Source organism: Bradyrhizobium glycinis, assembly GCF_016031655.1.
Classification (GTDB): Bacteria; Pseudomonadota; Alphaproteobacteria; order Rhizobiales; family Xanthobacteraceae; genus Bradyrhizobium; species Bradyrhizobium glycinis.
Window position 1 is genome coordinate 136,574 of the sequence record NZ_JACCHQ010000005.1, and the last position, 26,702, is coordinate 163,275.

At 63.7% G+C, this 26,702-nt stretch carries 24 protein-coding genes and 1 pseudogene; 8 read left to right on the forward strand and 17 right to left on the reverse strand.

Translation table 11 applies throughout. The features are described 5' to 3' along the window. Window positions 1-20: 20 nt before the first annotated feature. Window positions 21-1,820 (forward strand): glycoside hydrolase family 15 protein, encoded by a 1,800-nt coding sequence (locus tag HZZ16_RS10745; protein ID WP_197948433.1) that lies wholly within the window; start codon window positions 21-23, stop codon window positions 1,818-1,820. A 17-nt stretch (window positions 1,821-1,837) separates the two neighbouring features. Here the strand turns inward: HZZ16_RS10745 and HZZ16_RS37135 are convergent, their stop codons facing one another. From HZZ16_RS37135 to HZZ16_RS10780, 8 genes are read right to left on the reverse strand one after another with little or no spacing between them, the layout of a single operon-like run. Then, window positions 1,838-2,122, reverse strand: a complete 285-nt coding sequence (locus HZZ16_RS37135; RefSeq protein WP_311974110.1) for a phytanoyl-CoA dioxygenase family protein — start codon at window positions 2,120-2,122, stop codon at window positions 1,838-1,840. 6 nt (window positions 2,123-2,128) lie between these two features. Beyond that, complete coding sequence (locus HZZ16_RS37140; RefSeq protein WP_246510068.1) at window positions 2,129-2,515, reverse strand: phytanoyl-CoA dioxygenase family protein; 387 nt, start codon at window positions 2,513-2,515, stop codon at window positions 2,129-2,131. Window positions 2,516-2,539: 24 nt separating this feature from the next. Then, window positions 2,540-3,352 carry an HAD family hydrolase gene (locus tag HZZ16_RS10755; RefSeq protein WP_197948434.1) on the reverse strand — a complete coding sequence of 271 codons (813 nt, stop codon included), beginning with the start codon at window positions 3,350-3,352 and terminating at the stop codon, window positions 2,540-2,542. After that, window positions 3,349-3,891, reverse strand: a complete 543-nt coding sequence (locus tag HZZ16_RS10760) for a gluconokinase (protein WP_197948435.1) — start codon at window positions 3,889-3,891, stop codon at window positions 3,349-3,351. Before HZZ16_RS10760 ends, HZZ16_RS10755 begins: the two co-directional genes overlap by 4 nt. Next, on the reverse strand, window positions 3,878-4,627 hold the full coding sequence (gene pgl, locus HZZ16_RS10765; RefSeq protein ID WP_197948577.1) for a 6-phosphogluconolactonase: 750 nt from the start codon (window positions 4,625-4,627) through the stop codon (window positions 3,878-3,880). Before pgl ends, HZZ16_RS10760 begins: the two co-directional genes overlap by 14 nt. Next, a complete protein-coding gene (gene zwf, locus HZZ16_RS10770; protein WP_197948436.1) occupies window positions 4,627-6,138 on the reverse strand; it encodes a glucose-6-phosphate dehydrogenase in 1,512 nt (503 codons plus the stop codon). Before zwf ends, pgl begins: the two co-directional genes overlap by 1 nt. 29 nt (window positions 6,139-6,167) lie before the next feature. Beyond that, window positions 6,168-7,166, reverse strand: coding sequence for a phosphogluconate dehydrogenase (NAD(+)-dependent, decarboxylating) (gene gnd / locus HZZ16_RS10775; protein WP_197948437.1), 999 nt, complete (start codon window positions 7,164-7,166; stop codon window positions 6,168-6,170). 13 nt (window positions 7,167-7,179) lie between these two features. Further along, window positions 7,180-10,029: a bifunctional transaldolase/phosoglucose isomerase gene (locus tag HZZ16_RS10780; protein ID WP_197948438.1), complete on the reverse strand. Its 2,850-nt coding sequence runs from the start codon at window positions 10,027-10,029 to the stop codon at window positions 7,180-7,182. A 296-nt stretch (window positions 10,030-10,325) separates the two neighbouring features. On the opposite strand from HZZ16_RS10780, the pseudogene HZZ16_RS10785 reads away from it, so the two are divergent. The 4 genes and pseudogenes from HZZ16_RS10785 to HZZ16_RS10800 all read left to right on the forward strand — a co-directional run. Continuing rightward, window positions 10,326-10,633: pseudogene (locus tag HZZ16_RS10785) on the forward strand (hypothetical protein); the annotation flags it as partial. Window positions 10,634-10,930: 297 nt separating this feature from the next. Then, complete coding sequence (locus HZZ16_RS10790; RefSeq protein ID WP_197948439.1) at window positions 10,931-12,874, forward strand: PrkA family serine protein kinase; 1,944 nt, start codon at window positions 10,931-10,933, stop codon at window positions 12,872-12,874. 30 nt (window positions 12,875-12,904) lie between these two features. Next, window positions 12,905-14,182, forward strand: coding sequence for a YeaH/YhbH family protein (locus HZZ16_RS10795; protein ID WP_197948578.1), 1,278 nt, complete (start codon window positions 12,905-12,907; stop codon window positions 14,180-14,182). After that, window positions 14,179-15,717, forward strand: a complete 1,539-nt coding sequence (locus HZZ16_RS10800) for a SpoVR family protein (RefSeq protein WP_197948440.1) — start codon at window positions 14,179-14,181, stop codon at window positions 15,715-15,717. Before HZZ16_RS10795 ends, HZZ16_RS10800 begins: the two co-directional genes overlap by 4 nt. 252 nt (window positions 15,718-15,969) lie before the next feature. Here the strand turns inward: HZZ16_RS10800 and HZZ16_RS10805 are convergent, their stop codons facing one another. The 6 genes from HZZ16_RS10805 to HZZ16_RS10830 all read right to left on the reverse strand — a co-directional run bounded on the left by HZZ16_RS10805 (window position 15,970) and on the right by HZZ16_RS10830 (window position 18,755). After that, entirely contained in the window at window positions 15,970-16,407 is a 438-nt protein-coding gene (locus tag HZZ16_RS10805; RefSeq protein WP_197948579.1) for a DUF1801 domain-containing protein, read from the reverse strand. A gap of 11 nt (window positions 16,408-16,418) precedes the next feature. Next, window positions 16,419-16,622: a hypothetical protein gene (locus tag HZZ16_RS10810; RefSeq protein WP_197948441.1), complete on the reverse strand. Its 204-nt coding sequence runs from the start codon at window positions 16,620-16,622 to the stop codon at window positions 16,419-16,421. Beyond that, window positions 16,619-17,092, reverse strand: a complete 474-nt coding sequence (locus HZZ16_RS10815) for an SRPBCC family protein (protein WP_197948442.1) — start codon at window positions 17,090-17,092, stop codon at window positions 16,619-16,621. The genes HZZ16_RS10810 and HZZ16_RS10815 overlap by 4 nt, the downstream gene beginning before the upstream one ends. Then, window positions 17,089-17,412 carry an ArsR/SmtB family transcription factor gene (locus HZZ16_RS10820; protein ID WP_172786872.1) on the reverse strand — a complete coding sequence of 108 codons (324 nt, stop codon included), beginning with the start codon at window positions 17,410-17,412 and terminating at the stop codon, window positions 17,089-17,091. The genes HZZ16_RS10815 and HZZ16_RS10820 overlap by 4 nt, the downstream gene beginning before the upstream one ends. A gap of 219 nt (window positions 17,413-17,631) precedes the next feature. After that, complete coding sequence (locus tag HZZ16_RS10825) at window positions 17,632-18,081, reverse strand: DsrE family protein (RefSeq protein WP_197948443.1); 450 nt, start codon at window positions 18,079-18,081, stop codon at window positions 17,632-17,634. Window positions 18,082-18,122: 41 nt separating this feature from the next. Beyond that, entirely contained in the window at window positions 18,123-18,755 is a 633-nt protein-coding gene (locus tag HZZ16_RS10830) for a hypothetical protein (protein WP_197948444.1), read from the reverse strand. 304 nt (window positions 18,756-19,059) lie between these two features. Here HZZ16_RS10830 and HZZ16_RS10835 point away from each other — a divergent pair, with 304 nt between their 5' ends. Continuing rightward, a complete protein-coding gene (locus HZZ16_RS10835) occupies window positions 19,060-20,586 on the forward strand; it encodes an SUMF1/EgtB/PvdO family nonheme iron enzyme (protein ID WP_197948445.1) in 1,527 nt (508 codons plus the stop codon). Window positions 20,587-20,603: 17 nt separating this feature from the next. Next, entirely contained in the window at window positions 20,604-21,050 is a 447-nt protein-coding gene (locus HZZ16_RS10840) for a DUF4399 domain-containing protein (RefSeq protein WP_197948446.1), read from the forward strand. Here HZZ16_RS10840 and HZZ16_RS10845 read toward each other — a convergent pair whose 3' ends face one another. From HZZ16_RS10845 to HZZ16_RS10855, 3 genes are all read right to left on the reverse strand, one after another. Further along, on the reverse strand, window positions 21,051-22,106 hold the full coding sequence (locus HZZ16_RS10845) for a 2-oxoacid:ferredoxin oxidoreductase subunit beta (RefSeq protein ID WP_197948447.1): 1,056 nt from the start codon (window positions 22,104-22,106) through the stop codon (window positions 21,051-21,053). A 195-nt stretch (window positions 22,107-22,301) separates the two neighbouring features. Further along, window positions 22,302-24,149, reverse strand: a complete 1,848-nt coding sequence (locus HZZ16_RS10850; protein ID WP_197948448.1) for a 2-oxoacid:acceptor oxidoreductase subunit alpha — start codon at window positions 24,147-24,149, stop codon at window positions 22,302-22,304. Next, window positions 24,119-25,918, reverse strand: a complete 1,800-nt coding sequence (locus HZZ16_RS10855; RefSeq protein ID WP_197948449.1) for an FAD-dependent oxidoreductase — start codon at window positions 25,916-25,918, stop codon at window positions 24,119-24,121. Before HZZ16_RS10855 ends, HZZ16_RS10850 begins: the two co-directional genes overlap by 31 nt. Window positions 25,919-26,295: 377 nt before the next feature. On the opposite strand from HZZ16_RS10855, the gene HZZ16_RS10860 reads away from it, so the two are divergent. After that, entirely contained in the window at window positions 26,296-26,694 is a 399-nt protein-coding gene (locus HZZ16_RS10860; RefSeq protein ID WP_197948450.1) for a hypothetical protein, read from the forward strand. The last annotated feature ends 8 nt before the right edge of the window (window positions 26,695-26,702 follow it).

Here is a 26,702-nt window from a genome sequence, read left to right on the forward strand (position 1 = left end):
ATTACTAGGCTCGCACGACATTGTCTCAGAGGATCGAAGACTACGCGCTGATCGGCGATTGCGAGACCGCGGCGCTGGTCGGGCGCAACGGCTCGATCGACTGGCTGTGCTGGCCCGCCTTCGATTCCGACGCCTGCTTTGCCGCCATTCTCGGCACCCACAAGAACGGGCGCTGGCTGATCGCGCCGAGCGAGAACGCGACCCGGATCTCGCGGCGCTATCTCGGCAATACCCTTATCCTCGAGACGCGCTTTGAAACCAAGAGCGGCACAGTTGCGCTGATCGACTTCATGCCGCCGCGCGGCAAGGCGTCCGACATCGTGCGGCTGGTGCGCGGCATCGAGGGCACCGTGAAGATGCGGATGGAGCTCGTCATCCGCTTCGGCTTCGGCGCCGACGTTCCCTGGGTGCGGCGGATCGATCACTCCCTGATGGCCATCGCCGGCCAGGACATGACGGTGCTGCGCACGCCGGCCGAGACCCGCGGCGAGGATCTGACCACGGTCTCCGACTTCGAGGTGAAGGCCGGCGAGACGGTGCCCTTCGTGCTGACCTACGGCCCCTCGCATATCGAGCCGCCCGCGCCGATCGATCCCGAGCTCGCGCTCCAGGAGACCGAAACATTCTGGCGCGACTGGTGCGGCCACTGCACCCGCAATGGCGACTACCAGGACCTCATCCTGCGCTCGCTGATCACGCTGAAGGCGCTGACCTTCGCTCCGACCGGCGGCATCGTCGCGGCGCCCACCACGTCCTTGCCGGAAAAGCTCGGTGGCAGCAGAAACTGGGACTACCGCTTCTGCTGGCTGCGCGATGCCACCTTCACGCTGTTGGCGCTGATGAACTCGGGCTATACCGAGGAAGCCTTGGCCTGGCACAATTGGCTGCTGCGCGCGGCCGCCGGCTCACCGGCGAACATGCAGATCATGTACGGCATCTGGGGCCAGCGGCGGCTCTTGGAATGGGAGGCGGGCTGGCTCGGCGGCTACGAGGGTGCGCAGCCGGTGCGGGTCGGCAACGCCGCGCACGCGCAGCTCCAGCTCGACGTCTATGGCGAGTTGATCGACGCGTTCCACCAGTCGCGCGTGGCCAAGCTCAAGCTGGACGAAGAGAGCTGGGCGCTGGAATGTGCCGTGCTCAATCATCTGGCCGAAGTCTGGGACCAGCCCGATCACGGCATCTGGGAGCGGCGGGGCCAGCCGAAGCACTATGTGTTCTCCAAGGTCATGACCTGGGTCGCGTTCGACCGCGGCGTCAAGAGCGCCGAGACCTTCGGCTTCAAGGCGCCGCTCCTGCACTGGCGCACTTTGCGCGATGCAATCCATCGCGACGTCTGCAACAGGGGCTTTGACGCGGAGGTGGGTGCCTTCGTCGAATCCTACGGCTCGAAACTGCTCGATGCCAGCGTGCTGCTGCTGCCGGCCGTCGGTTTCCTGCCGGCGTCGGACCCGCGCATCTGCGGCACCATCGCCGCTGTCGAGAGATGTCTGATGCAGGACGGCTTCGTGCTGCGGCACGACCCGCGCGAATTGCCTCCGGGACAGCCGCCGCTCGAAGGCGCGTTCCTGGCCTGCAGCCTCTGGCTCGCCGACGCCTATGTGCTGTCCGGCAATCTCGACAAGGCTCAGCAATTGCTCGATCGCGTGATCGGCGTCGCCAATGACGTCGGGCTGCTCGCCGAGGAATATGATTCAGTTGCCAAGCGCCAGACCGGCAATTTCCCGCAGGCGCTGACCCATATCGCGCTGATCAACACCGCACACAATCTGTCGGCGGCACGGCAGAAGAGCGAGAAGCCGGCGATGCAGCGGTCGCAGTAGTGATGGCCGCCTGAGTCCTAGACCCCAAGCCACTCCAGGCCGCCCGGAAGCTCGCCGACGGCAAAATCAACTTGCAGGACGCGGCGATGCATTGGGGCGATGGCGGCGTCAGAAGCGTGAAGAATCGGCGTCGCGTACAGCCAGATGTCCCCGGCATCAGCCAGACACGCAACCGTGCCGCAACGTTGAACGACGTCCCGCATCTCATCTTCCGGAATGCGGCCAAGCTTGTGCGACCCGGGCGCGATCAGCAGCGGCGCATTGCTGGCCGGGACCGGATCGATATGAACCCGCAGCGTCACCACGCCTCATAGCAACGCAAAGGGAGGCTCGACATGCTGCATCCCGCTCTTGACGCTCCAGATCTCGAAGCCATCGACTGGAATGCGCTCCTTCACCGCGATGGTGCGGTCCTGATGCCAGCCGAGGGCCCAGTTCGTCGCGGCCGTCTTGTCGAATAGGATCGCCCTGACCGGGCGGCATGCCTTCCCAAGCACCGACGCAGCACAGCTTCCGACATCTCCTCTGGTGGCGAGGAAGGGCGCGAGACCGTCGATGCCTCTTAACCTCAGTCCGGGGTGATCGGACGGCAAATGGCGCAGGGCTGCCCTGAGCTTGTGTAGTCGATCGGATGTCAGCGCCCGGCGGAACAACTGCGCGCCGTCGTGCTGGAAGGTGAGCCGCTCAATTCCCAAGGTTACGCACTATTGGCCGATCGCTCAGCCAACCCCATTCCGCGTCAAGATCATCTCCATCGCCTCGGCAAAACCGTCCTGCTCATTGGTCGCAGTGACATGCGTCGCCTCGTCCTTGACGTTGTCGGCGGCGTTGCCCATGGCGATCGAGGTACCGCTGACGCGGAACATGGCGAGGTCGTTCTGCATGTCGCCGATGGTGGCGACCGCATCGGTCGAGATGCCCAAGCGCTCGGCCATGGCCTGCACGAACGTGCCCTTGTTGAAGCCCGGCGGGGTGATGTCGAGATAATAGGTCTGCGAGCGCACCGCGGTGGCCTCGCTGCCGAGCGCCTCCTGCATCGCCTTCTCGCAGGCGGCAAGCCCGGCCGCATCGGCGCTGGCTGCGACGATCTTGCAGGCGCTCGCAAGATACGGCGAGAAATCCGTCACGATGGTCGGGTCGGCGCGGATCGTGTGCTGCTCGTGCGCGACGTAGCTGCCGCTTGGATTGTCGATCAGCCATTTGTCCGTGGTGAACAGCCAGATGTCGGCGCGGTAGTCGCGGAGGATCTGCAGGGAGCGCTCGGCCGCGCGCGCGGGAATCAGGTGCTGCTCGACCGCCCGCATCTCGGGATCGACGATCGAGGAGCCGTTGAACGGGCCGACCGGCAGCCACAACGCCAGCGGCTCGATCAAAAAGCGCATGCCGATCGCCGGGCGACTGGAGGTGATGGTGAAGCCGATGCCGGCCTGGTGCAGCCGCTGCACCGCGGACTTCGCGCGCTCGGTCAGCGTCTTGTCCTTGGTCAGCAGCGTGCCGTCGACGTCGGAAACCACGAGTGAGATTTGCGTCATGGCAGGACCTTGGGTATTGCGCCGCCCAGTTTCAGCTGCCTCACGATGCCGTCCACGATCGCCTCGACGGTCTCGTCGATCGAGACGGTGATGACGTGCTCGCCCGGCTCCGGCGGCTCCAGCGTCTCGAACTGGCTGGTCAACAGTCCAGGCGGCATGAAATGTCCCTTGCGCTGCGCGAGCCGCTCGGCGATCAGCTCTTTCGTGCCTTTCAGGAAGACGAAGCGGACGTCGTCGCGTCCTCGCAATAGCACGTCGCGATAGGCGTGCTTCAGGGCCGAGCAGGCGATGATGACGTGCTCGCCGCGTCCGCAGACCCGTGCGATCTCGTCGGCGATGGCATTCAGCCACGGCCAGCGGTCTTCGTCGGTGAGGGGATGTCCGGCCCGCATCTTCTCGACATTGCTGGCGGGATGGAAGCTGTCGCCGTCCTCGAAGCGCCAGCCGAGGCGCTCGCCGAGCGCCTTCGCAACCGTGCTCTTGCCCGAGCCCGACACGCCCATCACGATCAATGCACAAGGTGCTTCAGCGCGGCCCACGAATGTCCTCCGGAAACGCGGCCTTGTCGACCAGCCAGACGGTCTCGCCGTTCGAGCGCGCGCGTAAGGCCGGCAGATTCTCGCCATTGCAGAGGCGCGTCAAGATCGGCCGCTTGTCGTGCCCGGCAATCTCGAACAGCATTTCGCGGCAGGAGGCCAAGACGGGGAGGGTGAGCGAGACCCGCGGCACGAATGGCGCAACGTTCGCCTTGGGCACGCCGACGACCCAGCGTCGGGTCTCCTCGATCTCGGGGTAACCGGGAAACAGCGAGGCGGTGTGGCCGTCCGGCCCCGCGCCCATCAGGACGAGATCGAACAGCGGGCGCGCCGGATCGATCAGCTCTCCGCCATAGAAGGCCTGCAGCTCACGCGCATAGGCCTCCGCAGCGGCATCGGGATTTTCGGCTGTGGTCGGGATCGGGTGGATCTGGCCGGCGGACGCATGACGGTCGAGAAACGTCGCGCGCGCGACCGCCATGTTGTTGAGGGGGTCGCTTTCAGGCACGAAGCGCTCGTCGCCGATGAACCAGTGTACGCGGTCCCACGGAATCCTGCTGCGCCAGGCCGCGCTGCCGAGCAACTGATACAGCTTCCTCGGGCTGGAGCCGCCGGTGAGGCAGATCGCGATCTGGCCGGGATTGGCCGCGATCCGCGCCATCACGCGTTCGGCCGCGGCAAGGGCGAGAGCTTCGGCGTCGGCCTTGACGATCAGCTTCGGCTGCTCGGCCAGAGCCATCACGAGTACTTCCGCCAGCTTCGCCCGTCACGCCGGAGCAGTTCGTCGGCGCAGGCAGGGCCGTCGCTGCCGGCTTCATAGGTCTCGATGCCGTCGGTGCCTGCGCTCTTCCAGGCGTCCAGGAACGGTTGCACCGCCTGCCAGCCGGCCTCGATGCCGTCGGCGCGCTGGAACAGGATGTTGTCGCCGATCATGCAGTCGTAGATCAGCGTCTCGTAGCCGGTCGAGGGATCGGCGCGGAAGTAGTCGCCGTAGCGGAACTTCATCTCGACACCATCGATGGTGACGCTCGGCCCGGGGATCTTGGCGTTGAACTGGAGCTCGATGGTCTCGGTCGGCGCGATACCGATGGTGAGGAAGTTCTGCGACAGGCGGTCGACGTCCGTGCCCGAAAACATCGATAGCGGCGCCTGCTTGAACTTGATCGCGACCTCCGTGCGCTTGTGCTTGAGCGCCTTGCCAGTGCGCAAGTAGAACGGCACGCCGGCCCAGCGCCAATTGTCGATCATCAGCTTCAGCGCGACGTAGGTCTCGGTGGTGCTATCAGGCTTGACGTCCGCGGTCTTGCGATAGTCCGCGATCTCCTCGTCGCCGATGCGGCCCGCGAGATATTGCGCGCGCACCGAATTCTTCAGCGCCTCTTCCCGGCTAGGCTGCTGGATCGATGTGAGCACGTCCGCCTTCTCGGAGCGTACGGAATGTGCGTCGAAGCGCGCCGGCGGCTCCATCGCCACTAGCGACATCAGCTGGAACAGGTGGTTCGGCACCATGTCGCGCAGCGCGCCCGTGGCATCGTAGAAGCCGCCGCGGTGGCCGACCCCGAGCTTCTCTTCCACGGTGATCTGGATGTGGTCGATGTGGTTGCGATTCCAGATCGGCTCGAACATGCCGTTGGCAAAGCGCAGCACCAGGATGTTCTGCACCGTTTCCTTGCCGAGATAATGATCGATCCGGTAGATCTGGTGCTCGTCCATGATTTTCAAGAGTTCGGCATTCAGCGCGCGGGCCGAGGCGAGGTCGGTGCCGAACGGCTTTTCGATCACGAGCCGCCGCCAGGCGCCGTTCTCCTCCATCATGCCGGTGCGGCCGAGCTCCCGCGCGGTCGGCGCGAACGCGGCCGGCGGCGTTGCCAGATAGAACAGCCGGTTGCCGCCGGTGCCCTGCGCGCATTCCAGGGAATCCAGATGCTCGCGCAGGCGGTCGAAGGAGGGCGGATCCTTTGCGTCGGCCTCGACGAAGGTCACGCATTCCAAAAGCCTCGTCGCGATGTCGTCGTCCACTGGGCGCGTCGCGAATTGCCGCAAGCCCTTCAGCAGGCTGTCGCGCAGCTCCTCATCCGACTGGCCCCTGCGGGCGACGCCGACGACGCAGAATTTTTCCGGCAACAGGTGCTCCGCGGCCAGGTTGTAGAGCGAGGGCATCACCAGGCGATGGGTGAGATCGCCGGTGACGCCGAAGATGACGAAGGCGCAATTTTCCGGCTTGCGCTTTGGCTGCGGATCTTTTGTCACGAATGGTCGGCCTTCGCTTGGTTTACTCGTTACTTCGGCTTCGTCGCGCCCGGCTGCGTCGGCTCCTTGTGCCCGCCGAACCCTGCACGCATCGCCGAGAGAATTTTTTCGGCGAAGGTGTGTTCCTTGCGGGACCGGAAACGTGTGTAGAGCGCCGCGGTCAGGACCTCGGCCGGCACGGCCTCGTCGATCGCCGCATTCACGGTCCAGCGGCCTTCGCCGGAATCCTCCACGAAGCCGGAATATTCCGACAGCTGCGGACTGTCCGCGAGCGCGGTCGAGGTGAGGTCGAGCAGCCAGGATGGAATCACGCTGCCGCGCCGCCACACTTCGGCGACGTCGGCGAGATCGAAATCGTAGCGATGATCCGCCGGTAAGGCCTCGATATTCGCATTCTTGAGAATGTCAAAACCTTCGGCGTAGGCCTGCATCAGGCCGTATTCGATGCCGTTGTGGATCATCTTGACGAAATGGCCGGCGCCGACCGGGCCGGCGTGAATGTAGCCTTGCTCGATGCGGGGATCGCGGCCCTCGCGCCCCGGCGTGCGCGGAATGTCGCCGGCGCCCGGCGCAAGCGCAGCAAAGATCGGATCGAGCCGGTCGACGACCTGCTTCTCGCCGCCGATCATCATGCAATAGCCGCGGTCGAGCCCCCAGACGCCCCCGGAGGTGCCGACATCGACGTAGTGGATGCCGCGCGCCTTCAACGCCTTGCCGCGGCGGACGTCGTCCTGCCAGAAGGTGTTGCCGCCGTCGATGATGACGTCGCCTTCCTGCATCACGCCGGCGATCGTCTCGATCGTGGTCTCGGTGATGCGTCCCGCCGGCAGCATCACCCAGGCCGTGCGTGGCCGCTCCAGCTTGGCGACGAACTCTTCCAGCGTCGCCGAGCCGACCGCGCCGTCGGCGGCAAGGCCGGCGACGACCTTGGCGTCCTTGTCGTAGACCACCGTCGAATGCCCGTGGCGCATCAGGCGGCGAACGATGTTGCCGCCCATTCGGCCGAGGCCGATCATGCCGAGTTGCATCTGCCTTATTCCTTCAGTTCAGCGCGTCGTTGAGCGCTGCATTGAGCGCGGCGAGGCCTTTCTTGAGCCCGCCCTTCAGGTGCACCCGCAGCGCACGCCGGCCGCGTTCCGTCAGCACGTCGAAATCGCCGCGGGCCTGCGCCGCCTTGATCACGCCGAAGCTCGCCTTCTGGCCCGGCACAGGCAGATCCTTGGCATCGTCGGCGGTGATCTGGAGGAACACGCCGCTGTCGGGCCCGCCCTTGTAGGCCTGTCCTGTCGAATGCAAAAAGCGCGGGCCGAACTGGGCGCAAGTCGCAACGTGCCGCTTCTCGCGCACCTCGAGCCGCATGGCCTGGAGCGCGTCGATCGTGGCCTTGTCGCGCGCGACGTAGCCGAGCAGGGCGACATAGTCGCCATGGTTCGAGCGGGACAGATGCGCCTTCAGCCAGGAGCTAAGATCGCCATTGGCGCCGGCGGCGCGCAGTGCCGTGGCATTGGCCTCATCGGTGTAGAGATCGGCTTCCTTGGTGCTGACCACCGGATCTTCCGCCGGCAGCTTGCCGGTCTTCTCGAACGCGGCGGTGAGCTCGCGGGTCTTGATCTTGGCCGCTTCGACGTCCGGCTGGTCGAACGGGTTGATGCCGAGGATGCTGCCGGCCACGGCGGTTGCCATCTCGAAGCGGAAGAATTCCTGGCCGAGATGCTCGATCGATTTCATGACGATGCGCACCACGGGATGACCCGCCGCCTCGATCGCGGCAAGCTGGGAATCGTGGGCGGCGTCCGCTTCGCCTTCGACACGGATGTCGATGAAGAAGCGGTCGTTCCCGTAGACGGAGGGATCGCCCAGCGGCTCGCCCTCGATCGGGATCAGGCCCTTGCCCTCCTTGCCGGTCGATTCAGCGATCAGCTGCTCGGCCCAGGCGCCGAAATCGGCGATCTTCTTCGACGCCAGGATCGTCACCTTGTCGCGGCCCTCGAGCCCCGCGAGACCCATGGCAAGGCCGAGCTGCACGCCCGGGTTTTCGGACGGCGGCACATCGGGGCCGCAGGAGCGGGCCATCGCCAGCGCATGCTTGACGAAGCTCTTGACGTCGATGCCCGCGGTCGCCGCCGGCACCAGCCCGAACGGCGAGAGCACCGAATAGCGTCCGCCGATCGAGGGCGCGCCATGGAAGATGCGGGCGTAATGAAGGCTCTTCGCCGCCTTCTCCAGCGACGAGCCGGGATCGGTCACCGCGATGAAGCGATGGCCGGTCTTCACCTTTGCCCCCACCGCCCTGGCAACCTGCTCGTGGAAATAGTCCTTCATCGCGTTCGGCTCGGTGGTGCCGCCGGACTTGCTGGAGACGATGAAGACGGTGTTGGCGATGTCGATCTTCGCCTCCATCGCCCGCACCTGCGCCGGATCGGTGGAGTCGAGCACGTGCAGCTTGGGGAAGCCGGGCTTCTTGCCGAAGGTCTCCGCCAGCACCTCGGGGCCGAGGCTGGAGCCGCCCATGCCGAGCACCACGGCGTCGGAGAATTTCTGGCCTTTCACGCGGCCCGCATAGTCCTCGTAATCGGCGATGTCGGCCTGGTGCGGGCTGTCGAGCCAGCCCAGCCATTTGTCCTCGTCCGCACCGGTCCAGACCGACTTGTCGCGCTGCCACAACCTGCGGATCTTGGCCGACGCCCGCCACTCCTCCGTGGTCTTGGCCAGCGCGTTGCCGAGCCCGTCGCCCAGCGAGAGCTGCTGGCGGTCGAGTGCGGGCCCGAGCACGACCGCGCGCTTGTGGGCGACGGCGCCGTAGAGCTTGTCGGCAGCATCCGCAAACAGCTTGACGCCGTCCTTGACCAGCTCCTCGGTGATCGCATCGAGCGAGATGCCGGAGCGCTCCAGTTCCTCCAGCACGCGCCTTGCGTCGTCGACATTCTCCTCCAGGCTGTCACGCGGCTTGCCGTGGTCTCGGAACGCATCCAGCGTTGCCGGCGGCACGGTGTTGATGGTGTCGGGGCCGATCAGCTCCTCGACATAGAGGACGTCGCTGTAGTCCTTGTTCTTGGTGCCGGTGGAGGCCCACAGCATGCGCTGCGCCTTAGCGCCCTTCGCGGCGAGCTTCTCCCAGCGGGGGCCGGCGAACAGGCGCTTGTAGTCCTGGTAGGCGAGCTTGGCATTGGCGATCGCGACCTTGCCCTTGAGCGCGGCGAGACGTTCCTTCTCGGACGGATCGTTGGCACGGGCGATCTTCTCGTCCAGCTGCTTGTCGACCATCGAATCGATCCGGCTGACGAAGAAGCTGGCGACGCTGGCCACGTGCGACGGATCGCCGCCGCCGGCGACGTATGTTTCGAGACCGGCGATGTAGGCCTCGGCCACTTCGAGATAGACGGCCTTGGAGAACAGCAGCGTGATGTTGATGCTGATGCCCTCGCTGATCAGCTGCTCGATCGCCGGCAGGCCCTCCGGCGTCGCCGGCACCTTCACCATCAGGTTCTTGCGACCGACGTCCTTCCAGAGCCGCCGCGCCTCCGCGATCGTGCCTGATGTGTCCATGGCGAGATAGGGCGAGACCTCCAGGCTGACATAGCCGTCGCCGCCCTTGAGGCGGTCATAGACCGGGCGCAGCACGTCGGCGGCGTTCTGGATGTCCTCGATCGCGACGGCCTCGAACAGATCGGCCACGGTGCGGTCGCCGCGCTTCAGCGCCTTGCCGATCGAGGCGTCGTATTCGTCCGAGCTGCCGATCGCCTTCTCGAAAATCGACGGATTGGAGGTGACGCCCTTGACGCCGTCGGTGTCGATCAGCCGCTTCAGGTCGCCCTTGGCGATGAAGCCGCGGGCCAGGAAGTCGAGCCAGACCGCCTGTCCGTGCTTTTCCAGTTCTTTGACGGGATTCATGATGCCTATTTATCTCCAAGCCTGCGGACGAGGGTTTTCGCGAAGGTCCTGACGCGCTATCCTCTAGCTTACATGCACCCGGGAGGGAACCAATCAAGGGTGTGGGAGTCCTACCCTCCAGTGTAACTCCGTCGCGATCATGGCGATCCAGGCGGGCAGGGCTGTGTTGCGCTAAAGGGACGATGGGATAAAACGCGTTGCCCGGAGGACCTGGCCGAAGTCTCCTTGCGTAATGTCAGCCGTTGCGCCTCGTCAGCGTCGCCGACAGCCAGCCATCCGTTGTACCGGTCAGTATCGTCGGTTGTGCCGGCGTCGTTGTGTTTGGCTTGGTGACCGCCTGGCTGATCTGGATGCTTCCCGCCCAACGCGGAGCGGTGGTGCTCGTCGCGCCCTGCGGCATCCGCGCTCTTCGCATCGGTAATGAATTTTTTCTCTGGGAGTCGATCCCGGAGATTTCGGCTGAAGAAAGCCGCGGCCGCAAGGCGATCGTGCTCACGCCCTTACTGCGGGCTCGTCGCGGCTTCCACGCTGGCACAGGGCGCGCACCGCATTGCAGCAGGAAGATGAACGGGGGCCGCAAGGCTTCGCCGCACAAGCGTCATAAGATCGCCGCTCCCGGACCGCTATGCTGCATCGCCGGATGAGGCCATCCCCGGGAACGCCCGGATGTGGCGACCGAGTGACATTTTCTGGAAATGAGCCAGAATAGACAAAGATTCGCACAAATTACAGGCAGGTGCCTGTTCGTAACTCACAGAGTGCCTACGTTGTGCGTTGCGTCGAGTCGGCACCCGGGTGTCCAATGATCGTCATGTGCTCACGCTGATTCGAAACGGCCTGAGGAACGGTCCGGTAACTGCTTTCGTTTCAGCTTGTAGCGGAACTCACGCGGAGAGGGATCATGTACAACGATTCTCTATTCAACGCTTTCGCTCGGTCGTTCGAGGCGAGAAGCCAGCACGACATGTCGATGGCGGAATATCTGGAATCGTGTCGAAGCGATCCCATGAAATACGCGAACGCGGCCGAACGACTGCTAGCGGCGATCGGTGAGCCTCAGACGATTGACACGGCCAAGGACCCTCGCCTTGGCCGTATTTTTTTGAACCGCACCATCCGCACCTATCCGGCCTTCGCCGGCTTCTACGGCATGGAAGAAACCATCGAGCGCATCGTCGGTTTCTTCCGCCATGCGGCGCAAGGTCTCGAAGAGCGCAAGCAGATCCTCTACCTGCTCGGCCCGGTCGGGGGCGGCAAGTCCTCGCTCGCCGAGCGGCTCAAGTCGCTGATGGAAGTGCAGCCGATCTACGTGCTCAAGGCCGGCGACGAGCTCTCGCCCGTGTTCGAGAGCCCGCTCAGCCTGTTCGATCCCGATCAGCTCGGTCCGATGCTGGAGGAGAAGTACGGCATTCCGCGCCGTCGCCTCACCGGCCTGATGAGCCCGTGGTGCTACAAGCGGCTCGAAGCCTTCGGCGGCGACATTTCCCAGTTCCGGGTCGCCAAGATCCAGCCGTCGCGGCTGCGCCAGATCGCGATCGCCAAGACCGAGCCCGGTGACGAGAACAACCAGGACATCTCCTCGCTGGTCGGCAAGGTCGACATCCGCAAGCTCGAGACCTACGCCCAGAACGATCCCGACGCCTACAGCTATTCCGGCGGCCTCAACCGCGCCAATCAGGGCGTGCTCGAGTTCGTCGAGATGTTCAAGGCGCCGATCAAGATGCTGCACCCGTTGCTGACCGCAACCCAGGAAGGCAACTATATCGGCACCGAGAACATCGGCGCGATCCCGTTCACCGGCATCATCCTGGCGCACTCCAACGAAGCCGAGTGGGCGAGCTTCAAGGCCAACAAGAACAACGAAGCCTTCATCGACCGTATCTGCGTCATCAAGGTGCCCTACTGCCTCAGGGTCACCGAGGAGCAGAAGATCTACGAGAAGCTGATCCAGGGCTCCGAACTCGCCTCGGCTCCTTGTGCGCCGTCAACGCTGGAGACGCTGGCCCGGTTCTCGGTGATGTCGCGCCTGCGCAAGCACGAGAACTCCACCCTGTTCGCCAAGATGCGGGTCTACGACGGCGAGAGCCTGAAGGAATCCGATCCGAAGGCGCGCAGCGTCCAGGAATATCGCGATGCCGCCGGCGTCGACGAGGGCATGGACGGTGCCTCCACCCGTTTCGCCTTCAAGGTCCTGGCTGCGACCTTCAACCACGATCCGCAGGAGGTCGCCGCCGACGCCGTGCACCTGATGTACGCGCTGGAACAGGCGATCCGCCGCGAGCAGCTTCCGGAGGAAACCGAGAAACGCTATCTCGAATTCATCAAGGCGGAGCTGGCACCGCGCTACGCCGAGTTCATCGGCAACGAGATCCAGAAGGCTTATCTCGAATCCTACTCGGATTACGGGCAGAACCTGTTCGATCGCTACGTCGACTATGCCGACGCCTGGATCGAAGACCAGGACTTCAAGGATCCCGACACCGGCCAGCTGCTCGATCGCGAGCTTTTGAACCAGGAGCTGACGAAAATCGAGAAGCCGGCGGGCATCGCCAACCCCAAGGATTTCCGCAACGAGGTCGTCAAATTCTCGTTACGGTCGCGGGCCCAGAACGGCGGCAAAAACCCGACCTGGACCTCCTACGAGAAGATTCGCGATGTGATCGAAAAGCGGATATTCTCCCAGGTCGAGGACCTGCTTCCGGTCATCTCCTTCGGGTCGAAGAAGGACGGCGAGACGGAGAAGAAGCACGGCGAGTTCGTCGCACGCATGGTGGAGCGCGGCTATACCGAACGTCAGGTTCGCCGCCTCGTCGAATGGTACATGCGCGTGAAGCAGGCCGGTTGAGGCGGATGGGAGGCGAATGGTAAAGTGCCCATTCACATTATTGACAGGCGCCTGAATCCAGGCGGCAAGAGTCTTGAGAACCGCCAGCGGTTCTTGCGTCGGGCCAAATCCCTGGTGCAGGGCGCCGTCAAGAAGACCTCGCAGGAACGCGACATCAAGGACGTCCTGGAGGGTGGTGAGGTCACGATTCCGCTCGACGGCATGCACGAGCCGCGCTTCCGCCGTGAAGGCGGGACGCGCGACATGGTGCTGCCCGGCAACAAGAAGTTCATCGAAGGCGACTATCTCCAGCGCTCCGGCCAGGGCAGCGCCAAGGATTCGGGTCCCGGCGAAGGCGACAGCGAGGACGCCTTCCGCTTCGTGCTGAGCCGCGACGAGTTTGTCGATCTCTTCCTCGACGACCTCGAGCTTCCGGATCTCGCCAAGCGCAAGATCGCGCAGACCGAGAGCGAAGGCATCCAGCGCGCCGGCTACACCATGACCGGCTCGCCCGCCAACATCTCGGTGAGCCGGACGGTGAAGCTGGCGCTCGCCCGCCGCATCGCGCTCAAGCGTCCGCGCAAGGACGAGATCGAAGAGCTGGAAACCGCGATCGAAGCCTGCACGGACGAGGACGAGCGTGCGGCTCTCGTGGCCCGGCTCGAAGCTCTGAAGGCGAAGGCGAAGCGCATCCCCTTCATCGATCCGCTCGACATCCGCTATCGGCGCTTCGAGACGGTGCCCAAGCCCGTCGCGCAGGCCGTGATGTTCTGCCTGATGGACGTCTCCGGCTCGATGTCCGAGCACATGAAGGACCTGGCGAAGCGCTTCTACATGCTGCTCTACGTCTTCCTGAAGCGGCGCTACAAGCACGTCGAGATCGTCTTCATCCGCCACACCGACCGCGCCGAGGAAGTCGACGAGCAGACCTTCTTCTACGGTCCGGCCTCGGGCGGCACGCTGGTCTCCAGCGCGCTGCAGGCGATGCACGAGATCGTGCGCGAGCGCTTCAACCCGTCGGACTGGAACATCTACGCCGCGCAGGCTTCCGACGGCGACAATTCCTATTCCGACGGCGAGCTCACGGGGCTCCTCTTGACCGAGAAGATCCTGCCGGTCTGCCAGTTCTTCGCCTATCTCGAGGTCGGCGAGGCCGGCGGCAGCGCCTTCGATCTCTCTGACTCCTCGCTCTGGAGCCTCTACGAACGCCTGCGCAACAGCGGCGCACCGCTCTCGATGCGCAAAGTGTCGGAGCGCAGCGAGATCTTTCCGGTATTCCACGATCTGTTCCAGCGCCGCGACACTGCCCAGGAGAAGGCCGCTCCATGAAGGAACGTTTGTTCGAAGGCGCCGATTGGGACTTCCACACCTTGCAGCGCATCACCGATGCCTGCGAGGAGGTGGCGTTGAAGGATCTCGGCCTCGACGTCTATCCGAACCAGATCGAGGTCATCACCGCCGAGCAGATGCTGGATGCCTATTCGTCGGTCGGCATGCCCTTGTTCTACAAGCACTGGTCGTTCGGCAAGCACTTCGCGTTCCATGAGGCGTCCTACCGCAAGGGCTTGATGGGGCTCGCCTACGAGATCGTTATCAACTCCTCGCCCTGCATCTCCTATCTGATGGAGGAGAACACGGCGACGATGCAGACGCTGGTGATCGCGCACGCCGCCTTCGGCCACAATCATTTTTTCAAGAACAATTATCTGTTCAAGCAGTGGACCGATGCCGACGGCATCCTGGATTATCTCGACTTCGCCAAGAACTACGTCATGCAGTGCGAGGATCGCTACGGCCGCATCGAGGTCGAGCGCACGCTCGATGCCGCGCACGCGCTGATGTCGCACGGCATCGACCGTTATCCCGGCAAGAAGAAGCTTGATCTGCGCGCCGAGGAAAAGCGGGCAGGGCGCCGCCGCCAGCACGAGGAGGAGGTCTTCAACGATCTCTGGCGCACCGTGCCGAAGGGCGCCGCCAAGAGCCGCTCCACGCTCAGCATCGAGCGCCGCCGCAAGCTGCTCGGCCTGCCGCAGGAGAATTTGCTCTATTTCCTGGAGAAGAGCGCGCCGCGGCTGGCGCCCTGGCAGCGCGAGCTGCTCCGTATCGTCCGCCACATCGCGCAATATTTCTATCCGCAAAGCCAGACCAAGGTCATGAACGAGGGGACGGCGACCTACGTCCATTATCGCATCATGACCAGGCTGCACGAGCAGGGCCGCATCAGCGACGGCAACTTCCTTGAATTTCTGGGGTCGCACACCAACGTGGTGTTCCAGCCCGAATTCGACGACCCGCGCTTCTCCGGCTTCAACCCTTACGCGCTCGGCTTCGCGGTGATGCAGGACATCGAGCGCATCGTCGCCAATCCGGAAGACGAGGACCGCGAGTGGTTCCCCGACATCGCCGGCAAGGGCGACGTCATGGGCGTGCTGCGCGATGTCTGGGCCAATTACCGCGACGAAAGCTTCATCGGCCAATTCCTGAGCCCCAGATTGATGCGGCACTTCCGCATGTTCCACCTGCACGACGATCCCGAGGAGCGCGCCGGCATCCGCGTCGATGCCATCCACGACGAGCGCGGCTTCCGCCGCGTCCGCCGCGAGCTGGCGCGGCAGCACGATGTCGGCTTCATCGACGCCAATATCGAGGTGGTCGACGTCGACCTCTCCGGCGACCGCCGCCTGATCCTGCATCACCACGTCATCAAGGGCTCGCAGCTCAACGAGACCGACGCCAAGCGCGTGCTGCAGCATCTCGCCGATCTCTGGACCTACGACGTCGCGCTGATCGAGGTCGACGCCAACGACAAGGTCCTGCGCGAATACGTGGTCAGCCCGCGCCCGATTCCCGCCGCGGTGGCGTGAGGCTATCTCCTCTTCTTTAGTGAAGCTCGCGCGCCGAAGACGGTGAGCTCCCTCCCCCGCTTGCGGGGGAGGGCTGGGGAGAGGGTGTCTCCGCGGTGGGACTCCCCCAGAGGAGAGAGCCCTCTCCCGGCGCGCGGACGATGCTTCGCATCGCCGCGAACGCGCCGACCTCTCCCGCAAGCGGGAGAGGTGGAGTCCGCGGCGCCTCATGAGATTACGTGGACAGATCAGATTACGTGGACAGATCGCGCCCTAGGCTGAACGCTTCCCTAGCTTCTTCTTCCTCGCATTCAGCTCCACAGCCGCGCGGAACAGTGCCTTCAACGCCTTTTCGTTGACCTTTTCGCCCTCACGAAGATCGATCGCGCGGCGCAAATTGCCGTCGAGGCTGGAGTTGAAGAGACCTGCGGGATCCGCCAGCGCCGCGCCCTTGGCGAAAGTCAGCTTCACGACTTCCTTGTAGGTCTCACCGGTACAGATGACGCCGTCGTGCTCCCACACGGGAACGCCGCGCCATTTCCATTCCTCGACGACGTCAGGATCGGCTTCCCTGATCAGGCCGCGGATTCGCGCGAGCATCTCGCCGCGCCAGTCGCCGAGCTCCTTGATCCGGCCATCGATCAGCTTCGATGGCGAAGCGGTGCCTGCGTCCTTCGCGCTGCTCGTCTTCGCCATCACCGGCTTCTTCATCATGGCTTCCTTCACGCCTTGCTGCGGCCGAGATAAGGCAGCGCGAACAGATAGAGCCCGGTCGCGAGCAGCGGAATGAGCGGCACGAGCGCCAGGAAGCCGATCCACATCGCCTGGACCTGTATCGTCATCGCCACGATGTTGGCAATGACGGCGAGCGTGAAAGCCATCGACAGCCAGCGATGAATTTGCCGAATCCACATCTGCGTGCTCATTGGGATCTCCCGTTGGATCGATCGAAATGGGACGCCGGCGAAGCTAGCTGGCCCGCCAGCAATTCGTCCAGCTTGGCCAGGAACTGCTTCCAGCCGGCATGCGCGCCGCCGAACGCCTGTTTCTGCGTCGGGCGGAAGCCCGCCTGCTCGACGCGCAGATGCGTGCCCGCGCTCGTCGGCGTCAGCGTGAAGGTGACGATGCTCTTCAGATCGAAGGCGGCGTCCTCGTGCGTGAAATTCCAGGTATAGGCCAGCGTCTTCTGCGGCTCGATGGTGAGCACCTCGCAATCCAGCACGCCGCCCCATTCGCCCCGCAGGTTGAATCGATGGCCGACGACCGGCTTGAAGTCATTCTTCATCAGCCATTCCTCGATCAGATGCGGCTGCGTCAGCGCGCGCCAGAGCCGCTCCACGGGCGCGGCAAACTCGCGCTCGATCACGACGGAGCGCGTCTCGGCGGGTTGGTTCATTGGTCCATCCTCTTCAGGAGATCGTCGAGGGCGTCGAGCCTTTTCTGCCAGAACCCGGCCATCTGGCCGGTCCAGTCGATCAGCGGATTGAGCGCACCGGGTTGCGCGCTGTAATGGGTCTGCCGTCCTTCGTGCCGGTCGCGCACCAGGCCCGCCTGCTTCAGGGCGCCGAGATGCTTTGACACCGCCGGCTGGGACACGCCGGATCGCGCCGTCAGCGCCCCGACCGTCTGCTCCCCCTCGCGGCACAGCCGCTCGAAGATCGCCCGCCGGGTGGGATCGGCGAGCGTCCTGAACAGGAGGTCGGGGGTGGAGGGCATCAAGGATCCATAACTGCGAAGTTATGGATCAACTCATAACTATGGAGTTATGGATAAGTCAAGTGCGACGGGGAGGCTGCGGCGCCGCCGCACTCCCCCGTCATTGCGAGCGCAGCGAAGCAATCCAGAATCTTTCCGCGGAGGCTGTCTGGATTGCTTCGTCGCAAGGGCTCCTCGCAATGACGCGGAAAGAGCTACGCCAGCCACCGCCGTGCCAACCTACGGCCGCAAATACAGATACCCCTGCGATTGCAGCTCGGCCAGCCGGACCACGCCGCCCTTCTCGGCGTTGACGAAGCCCGGCAGCAGCTCGTTGAGCGTCACGTTCTGCGCCTTCATCGTGTTGCCGCAGGCGGCCAGCTCGACGCCGTCCTTGGAGAAATCGCCGACGCGCTTGCTGACGTCGGGGTTGGCCTGCGCCGAGTGAAACGCCTTCAGCGCCGGGCCGTGGATCACCAGCGCGATCGTCACGTGCTCGGGGCCGCCGACGCCGTCGATGTGGTTCTGGATATTGCCGAGCACGAAGTTGACCTTCTCGGCATCGCTGAGGTGATAGACCACCTTGAGCTTGTTCGACGGCGCGGTTTCGGTCGCGGCTTGTGCACGCGAGGCGCCGAAGGCTGCACCGAGTGCCGAGACGGCGCTCCACAAGATGTTCCGGCGGTTCATGGCGATCTCCTCGACGAAGCCCCGAATTTGCCGAAGGCATATCACTTGTGGCGCAGCGCCGCGAGTTCCTTGCGGTCGGTCACCAGCGAAGCGCACTCGCTATTGTCGGTGCGGTCGAGGCGGAAGATCTTGTCGTCCGCGCCGGCCGTCAGCGAATGCTCGGCATCGTCGTCCGGCTTGTTGTTCTGCCAGACGCGCACCCGTTCGAGCCGGACGATCGCCGATTTGGCGTCCTTGGAGAGCGCAACGCCGATGCCGCCGCCCTCGCAGTCGACGCCGCAGCCGAGGCGCACCTCGTTGCCGCTCTTGGTGAACACGGCGTGATTGCACGAGCCGCTGGAGTCGAAATCGCCGCTGCGGTGACGGTATCTGAAGCCGAGGCGGAAGGAGTTGTGGAGCTCCTTGTCCTCCTTATCGAACTCCGCGGAGATCAGCAGCTTCATCGCGGCAACCTTCTGCTTCGGATGCCGCGCCAGATGGTCGGCATCGTAGCGGCGGACAAAGCAGGCATAGGCCTTGTCGCCGGGAGGCCCCGCATACATCCGCGTATTGAAGGTCTCGGCCTCGGTCTTGCTGGCCTCGCGAATATCATCGCCTTCCTCGGCCCGGGCAGTGCCGATCAATGCAGCCAGGGCAAGGGGAAGGGCAAGCGGAAGGACAAGGGCAAGCTTCATGATCGCACCGAGCGCCTGATGGGCATTGGCCCGCCATGCGCGGGCCGTTCTGGCGATTGGTCGCAGGCGAAGTGGAGCGCGTTCAACCGTCGCACGTCGCGCGAGGTCGGGCAGAGGCCACGCCGGGCCTTAGTCACCACTGCGATCAAGAAGGTTCAATGGATGCGACGACCTGATTCCTGGGAACCCGGCGCCGGTGGATGCTGCGACATTGTCTCGGTTCGTCAATGTGGTAGCCTTCACAGACCGACCGCCTTTGGCTGTCGTAGGCTGGGGCCGACTTGCAAGTTTGTGGAGTCCCCGCATGGGCGAAATTCGCAACTTCAGATCCGGAAATCACGATGAGCCGCCGCCGCACAGTGGAATGCCTCGTCGTCTCGCCGCGATCATCGTCGGTGACATCGCCTCCTACAGCCGGTTGATGCAGGCCGACGAGGAAGGCACGCACGCCCGCGTCAAGCGGATCGAGCGCGACATCATCCAGCCCAGCATTATCGAGCACCATGGAAGTCTGGTGAAGACGACCGGCGACGGCTTCATCGCCATTTTCGACAGTCCCGTGGAAGCCGTTCGATGCAGCATCGTCATCCAGCAGAATCTCGTCGGCCGCAACGCCTCGATTCCCAAGCATTCCCGGCTCGAATATCGGATTGGCGTCAATCTCGGTGACGTCATCGTGGAGCCGGACGACATCTATGGTGACGGCGTCAACATCGCCACACGTATCGAAGGCATCGCGGAGCCGGGGCAGGTCTACATATCCGGCGCGATCTACGAGCAGATCAAGCACAAGATCGTGTGCGGTTATGAGTCGCTCGGCGACCGCAAGGTCAAGAACATCACCGATCCCGTGCGCGTCTATCGCGTGCTGCCGGATGCAGATGCCGTCGGCCGGACCAGAAGCCGGCGCGAGAACGCGCTGATCTTTCTGCTGGCCATTACAGTGCTGATGATGGCAGCGGGCGTGCTTTGGTATTTGCTGGCGCAGCCCGGCAGGGTGGGCGAGCAGGCTGCCGCGCCGCCCGCCGCTCCGGCTGCATCGCCGATTCCACAAGCCGTGCCGAGCGAGGCGGCGACCCACACGCCGCAACCCTCTCCGTCATTGGCTTCGTCGCCTTCGCCCCCGGCTCCGGCCCCCAGCCCATCGGCAACGCCGCTTCGCGAGCCCGAGATGATCGCCATTCGCGGCGGCACCTTCGCGATGGGAAGCAATGACGATCCGACCGAACGACCCGTCCACCAGGTCACGATCAAGCCGTTCTCGATCGGAAAATATCCGGTGACGGTGCAGGAGTGGAACGAATGCGCCGCCGCCAAGGCGTGCGGATTCACGGCCACCGGCAAGGATGATGCCCCGGTCAGCAATGTGAGCTGGACCGATGCGCAGCAATATGTCGCCTGGCTCGCGCAAGCGACGAAGAAGCCCTACCGGCTTCCGAGCGAAGCGGAATGGGAGTATGCGGCACGCGGCGGGACACAGACCAAATATTGGTGGGGCGACAAGCTCCAGCCGGGCATGGCGGGCTGCAAGGATTGCGGTGAACTTGCGGCCGAGCAGCCGGCCAAGGCCGGCAGTTTCAAGCCCAATCCATTCGGGCTTTACGACATGGGCGGCGGCATCGATCAGTGGGTCGAGGATTGCTGGCACAAGAATTATCAGGGTGCGCCCAGCGACGGCTCGGCATGGACCAGCGCGGACTGCAGCTCTCATGTCCTGCGCTCAGGCTCCTGGAAGAACGATTCGAGATATGTGCGGCCGTCAAACCGCGGTGGATACGACACCGGTGTTCGTTACCCCACGCATGGATTCCGGATCGCGCTCAGTCCGTAGGTACTGGAGTCAATTTGATGAAGATCATTTCCTGCATCGCGCTGGCGGCCGCCATCGCATTGCTCCCGGGCGCGGCCTGTCCACAAGGCAAAACTGCGCCAAAGGACGCCAAGCTCTATTTCATCTCGCCATATGACGGCCAGAAGATCCGTGGTGGGTTTTGGGTCCGTTTCGGCCTGCGCAACATGGGCGTGACGCATGCCGGTGACGACTACCACAATGCCGGCCACCATCATCTGTTGGTCGATGTGAAAGACCCCATCGACGCCAAGGAGCCGATTCCGCAGGACAAGTCCCATCTGCATTTCGGGGCAGGGCAAACCGAAACGTTCCTCGAGCTGCCGCCGGGTACACACACGCTGCAACTGGTGCTTGGCGACGCCAAGCACTATCCGTTCGAACCACCCGTCGTGTCGGAGAAAATCACGATACGCGTCAGGCCGGCGGCGTCAGCGCGAAGATGATCACCGCAGGCTGGCGTTGATCTTGTCCAGCACCGCGGAGCCCGGGCAGAGCGCATCCGCTTCCAGCGCGTTGAGCGGCGTCTCGACCGTGTTGAGGTGCTCGTGCAAATCTTCCGCCTCGGGATCGACATAGAGCAGGCCGGTGACGATCTGGCCCTTGGCCGCGTGCCTTGCGAGGAAGGTCTGGGCGCCCAGCCGGTCGTGCGGATCGTAGTCCGCTTCGATCTTGCGCAGCGCGATCTTGCTGCCGTCGTGCTGCTCGACCACCTGCACCGTGCCGGGCGCATAGTCCACTGCAATGGGATCGCGGCCGACCAGCACGTCGAGCCGGTTCACGGCGTCGTTGTGCTCGCGCACATAGTCGAAACTCTTGGTCGAGCCGGCGTGATTGTTGAAGGCGATGCAGGGGCTGATGACGTCGATGAAGGAGGCGCCCTTGTGGCCGATCGCGGCTGCGATCAGCGGCACCAGCTGGCTCTTGTCGCCGGAGAACGAGCGCGCGACGAAGGTTGCGCCGAGTTGCAGCGCGATGGCGACGAGGTCGATCGCATTGTCGGTGTTGGTGACGCCCTTCTTGCTCTTGGATCCGCGGTCGGCGGTGGCCGAGAACTGGCCCTTGGTCAGGCCGTAGACGCCGTTGTTCTCGACGATATAGGTCATGTTGACGCCGCGCCGGATCGAATGCGCGAACTGGCCGAAGCCGATCGAGGCGGAATCGCCATCGCCCGAGACGCCGAGATAGATCAGGTCGCGATTGGCGAGATTGGCGCCTGTCAGCACGGATGGCATGCGGCCGTGCACGGAATTGAAGCCGTGCGAATTGCCGAGGAAATAGTCCGGCGTCTTCGACGAGCAGCCGATGCCGGAGATTTTTGCTACCCGATGCGGCTCGATCGAGAGCTCGTAGCAGGCCTCGATGATCGAGGCCGTGATCGAATCGTGGCCGCAGCCCGCGCACAGCGTCGAGATCTTGCCCTCGTAATCGCGATGCGTGTAGCCGAGCGCATTCTTCTTCAGCCCCGGATGATGGAATTTCGGTTTTGCAATGTAGGTCATGACAGACTTTCTTTATTCCCTCTGCCCTCGACGCCGTACGGCTCGCCCTCCGGCGAGAGCGATAAAATGGGCCCTCGCTGCATCCACATCGTCATTGCGAGGAGCCCTTGCGACGAAGCAATCCAGACTGCCTCCGCGGAACGACTCTGGATTGCTTCGCTGCGCTCGCAATGACGATGTGGATGCGCTCTGCCATCATGACACGGCCTTGCGGAGCGGGGTCACCTTGAGGTGGTCCTGGTGGTCGCCAATGGCCTTGGCGATGAAGCGGGCGGTGATCGGTGTGCCGTCGTAATGCACGATCGGCACGAGCCGGACGGGATCGATCCCGTTCTCGTTGACGATGAGCTGGCGCAGCTGGCTGTCGCGGTTCTGCTCGACCACGTAGACGAAGTCGTGCTCGGCGAGGAAGCTGGCCACGCTGGAGTGGAACGGGAAGGCGCGGATGCGCAGGCGGTCGAGCTGATGCCCGCGCGCCTCCAATAGACCGATCGCTTCGTCCATGGCCGGCGATGTCGAGCCGAAATAGATCACGCCATATTTGGTCGGCCGTTCCGCATTGGCCTGCAGCGGTCGCGGCACTAGGTCCTGTGCGGTCTCGAACTTGCGCACCAGGCGCTGCATGTTGTCGGCGTAGACCGTGCCTTCCTCCGAATAGCGCGCATAGCGGTCGCGCGAGGTGCCGCGAGTGAAGTAGGAGCCCTTGGTCGGATGCGTGCCGGGATAGGTGCGGTAGGGAATGCCGTCGCCGTCGACGTCGAGATAGCGGCCGAAGTCACGGCCCTCTTCCAGCATCTCCGCGGTCATGATCTTGCCGCGGTCATATTGCCTTGCATCGTCCCACTTCAGCGGACGGCAGAGCCGGTGGTTCATGCCGATGTCGAGGTCGAGCATCAGGAAGATCGTGGTCTGCAGCCGCTCGGCGAGATCGAAGGCGGCCGCCGCGAACTCGAACGCTTCGGCCGGGTCCTCGGGGAACAGCAGCACGTGCTTGGTGTCGCCGTGCGAAGCATAGGCGCAGGCGATGATGTCGCATTGCTGGGTGCGGGTCGGCATGCCCGTGGAGGGGCCGGCGCGCTGGATGTTCATGATCACGGCCGGAATCTCGGCAAAGTACGAGAGGCCAATGAACTCGGTCATCAGCGAAATGCCTGGTCCGGATGTCGCGGTGAAGGCGCGCGCGCCGTTCCAGGAGGCGCCGATGACGATGCCGATCGAGGCCAGCTCGTCCTCGCCCTGCACGATCGCGTATTTCGCCTTGCCGGTTTCAGGGTCGTGCCGGTACTTCTTGCAGTGGGCGGTGAAGGCCTCCGCCACCGAGGATGATGGCGTGATCGGATACCACGCGCACACGGTGGCGCCGCCATAGACCGCGCCGAGCGCGGCGGCACTGTTGCCCTCGATGAAGATGCGGTCGCCGACCTTGTCGGATTTCTTCACCCGAAGTCCGATCGGGCATTTCAGGTTCGAGAGCGCCCAGTCGCGGCCGAGATGCAGCGCATGGACGTTGGAGGAGAGCAGCTTCTCCTTGCCCTTGTACTGCTCGCCGATCAGCTGCTCGATCAGCTTGGGGTCCATGTCGAGCAGTGCCGAGAGCGCGCCGAGATAGATGATGTTCTTGAACAGCTGGCGCTGCCGCGGATCGGTATAGGTCGAGTTGGTGATCGCGGTCAGCGGCACGCCGATCACGGTGATGTCGTCGCGGAATTTGGTCGACGGCATCGGCTTGGTGGAATCGTAGAACAGATAGCCGCCGGGCTCGATGCCGGCGACGTCCTTGTCCCAGGTCTGCGGGTTCATCGCCACCATCATGTCGACGCCGCCGCGGGCGCCGAGATGGCCGGCTTCCGTCACGCGCACCTCGTACCAGGTCGGCAGGCCCTGGATGTTGGAGGGGAAGATATTGCGCGGCGACACCGGCACGCCGTGGCGCAGGATCGCGCGCGCGAACATCTCGTTGGCGCTGGCCGAGCCCGAGCCGTTGACGTTGGCGAAGCGGACGACGAAGTCGTTTACGCTGCTGATCGGCTTTTTGTCGGACATGTCGAACCTGCGTGAGTCATCTCGATGAAATATTTCTGCATGTCCCAGGCGCCGGTGGGGCAGCGCTCGGCGCACAGCCCGCAATGCAGACAGACGTCCTCGTCCTTCACCATCACGCGTCCGGTCTTCAGATCCGAGGAGACGTAGAGGTCCTGGTCTGGATGAGCGGAGGGCGCCTTCAGGCGCTGGCGCAGATCGCTTTCCTCGCCGTTACTGGTGAAGGTGATGCAGTCCATCGGGCAGATGTCGGCGCAGGCGTCGCACTCGATGCAGAGCGAGGTCGAGAACACGGTCTGCACGTCGCAGTTCAGGCAGCGGTGCGCTTCGCCGAGCGCCAGCTTGACGTCATAGCCGAGCTCGACCTCGGCGCGGATGTCCTTCAGCGCAACGACCTTGTCGCGATGCGGCACCTTGTAGCGCTTATCGGGCGAGATGTCGTTGTCATAGCTCCATTCGTGGATGCCCATCTTCTGCGAGGAGATTTGCACCTCCGGCAGCGGCCGTTCGTCGATCGCCTCGCCCGAGAGCATCTTGTGGATCGACAACGCGGCGTCATGGCCGTGCGCGACCGCCCAGATGATGTTCTTCGGGCCGAACGCGGCATCGCCGCCGAAGAACACTTTTGGATTGGTCGAGGCGAAGGTCTTCGGATCGACCTTGGGCATGTGCCATTTGTCGAACTCGATGCCGCAATCCTCTTCGATCCAGGGGAAGGCATTCTCCTGGCCGACCGCGACCAGCACGTCGTCGCAGGGAATGGTCTGATCGGGATCGCCCGAAGGCACCAGATTGCGGCGGCCCTTGGCGTCGTATTCGGCTTTGACGTGCTGGAAGGTGACGCCGATCAGCTTGCCGGCGACGTGCTTGAATGCCACCGGGACCAAGTAGTTGAGGATCGGAATATCCTCGTGGATCGCGTCCTCCTTCTCCCAGGGCGAGGCCTTCATCTCGTCGAAGCCGGAACGCACGATCACCGTGACTTTCTCGCCGCCGAGCCGGCGTGCGGTGCGGCAGCAATCCATCGCGGTGTTGCCGCCGCCGAGCACGATCACGCGCTTGCCGATTTTGTCGGTATGGCCGAACGACACGTTGGCCAGCCATTCGATGCCGATGTGGATGTTGGCGGCGGCCTCCTTCCGGCCGGGAATGTCGAGCTCGCGGCCGCGCGGCGCGCCGGAGCCGACGAAGATCGCGTCGTATTTCTCGGCGAGCAGCGCCTTCATGCTGTCGATGCGGTGACCGCCCCTAAACTCGACGCCGAGGTTCAGGATGTAGCCGGTCTCCTCGTCGATCACTGAATTGGGTAGGCGGAATTTCGGGATCTGCGTGCGCATCATGCCGCCGGCTTCCGGATCGGCATCGAACACGGTGCAGTGATAGCCGAGCGGCGCGAGATCGCGCGCCACCGTCAGCGAAGCGGGACCGCCGCCGACCAGCGCAACGCGCTTGCCGTTCTTCGGGCCGGGCTTCGGCAGGCGCTGCCTGATGTCGTCCTTGAAATCGGCGGCAACGCGCTTGAGGCGGCAGATCGCAACAGGGTTTTCCTCGACGCGTCCGCGCCGGCACGCCGGCTCGCACGGACGATCGCAGGTGCGTCCCAGAATTCCGGGAAACACGTTCGACTTCCAATTGATCATGTAGGCGTCGCTGTAGCGGCCTTGGGCGATCAGTCGGATGTATTCGGGAACCGGGGTGTGCGCAGGACAGGCCCATTGGCAATCGACCACTTTGTGAAAGTAGTCGGGGGCCGCGATATCGGTCGGTTTCATTCCTACCCTGTCCGCGCAGGCTCAAAGACCCCGCGGCCTTTTTTGTTGAGCTTGTTTTGTTTAGCTTGGCGAGCGCTTAACGCGCTTCGATCTGGTTTCTGAATGACGTCATTGGGTTAGCTTATTAGAACCGTTCCGAAGTACAACGGCAAATTTGCGCGCGGCACGGCTTTCATGGGAGCTACGCGCGCACAGCATTAACGCCGCGAACGAGATGCGTGCGGTGCAATATGTTGCGCCTGCGAATGAGTGCCGCGTTACTGTATCTCTGCGAAGCCAAGGTGCCGGATGATGCAATCCAGGTACTCAATTGTCTCTCCTCGCGAGGGCGCGTGATGGATCGATCTGTGTCAGCTGAGTTTGAGATTAATATTGGAATGAGCATCGCCCTGACCGAAGCGGGCGCTTGGGTAATAAGGGCCGACGGTAGAGAGTTTCGTCTCGAGGAAATCAACGATTTTTATCGAGCTTGGCTGTTGCTCGAGCGACCCTTCTCCGAGGTAAAGGCTGCGCTCGACCAGATAGCTCGCAGTGCAAGCGCAGTGACGCCTTTTCCGTTCGCCAAACTCATCGGGTCTGCACTAGGAGCCAAATCACGCCAATGGACTGATCTTGCGATGGTTTGGATCCCGTTCCTTGCGGCAGCAGAAAAAGCGACCTTGAAAGACCTGCTTTCAGACGTCAGAGATTCAAAATGGGCGAGCCAGAAGATTAGGCAGCTAGCTCGAAAGTACGTGAATGAAATCGAGCGAGGCGATCCCAAACGCCTAAACTAGTTGGACTT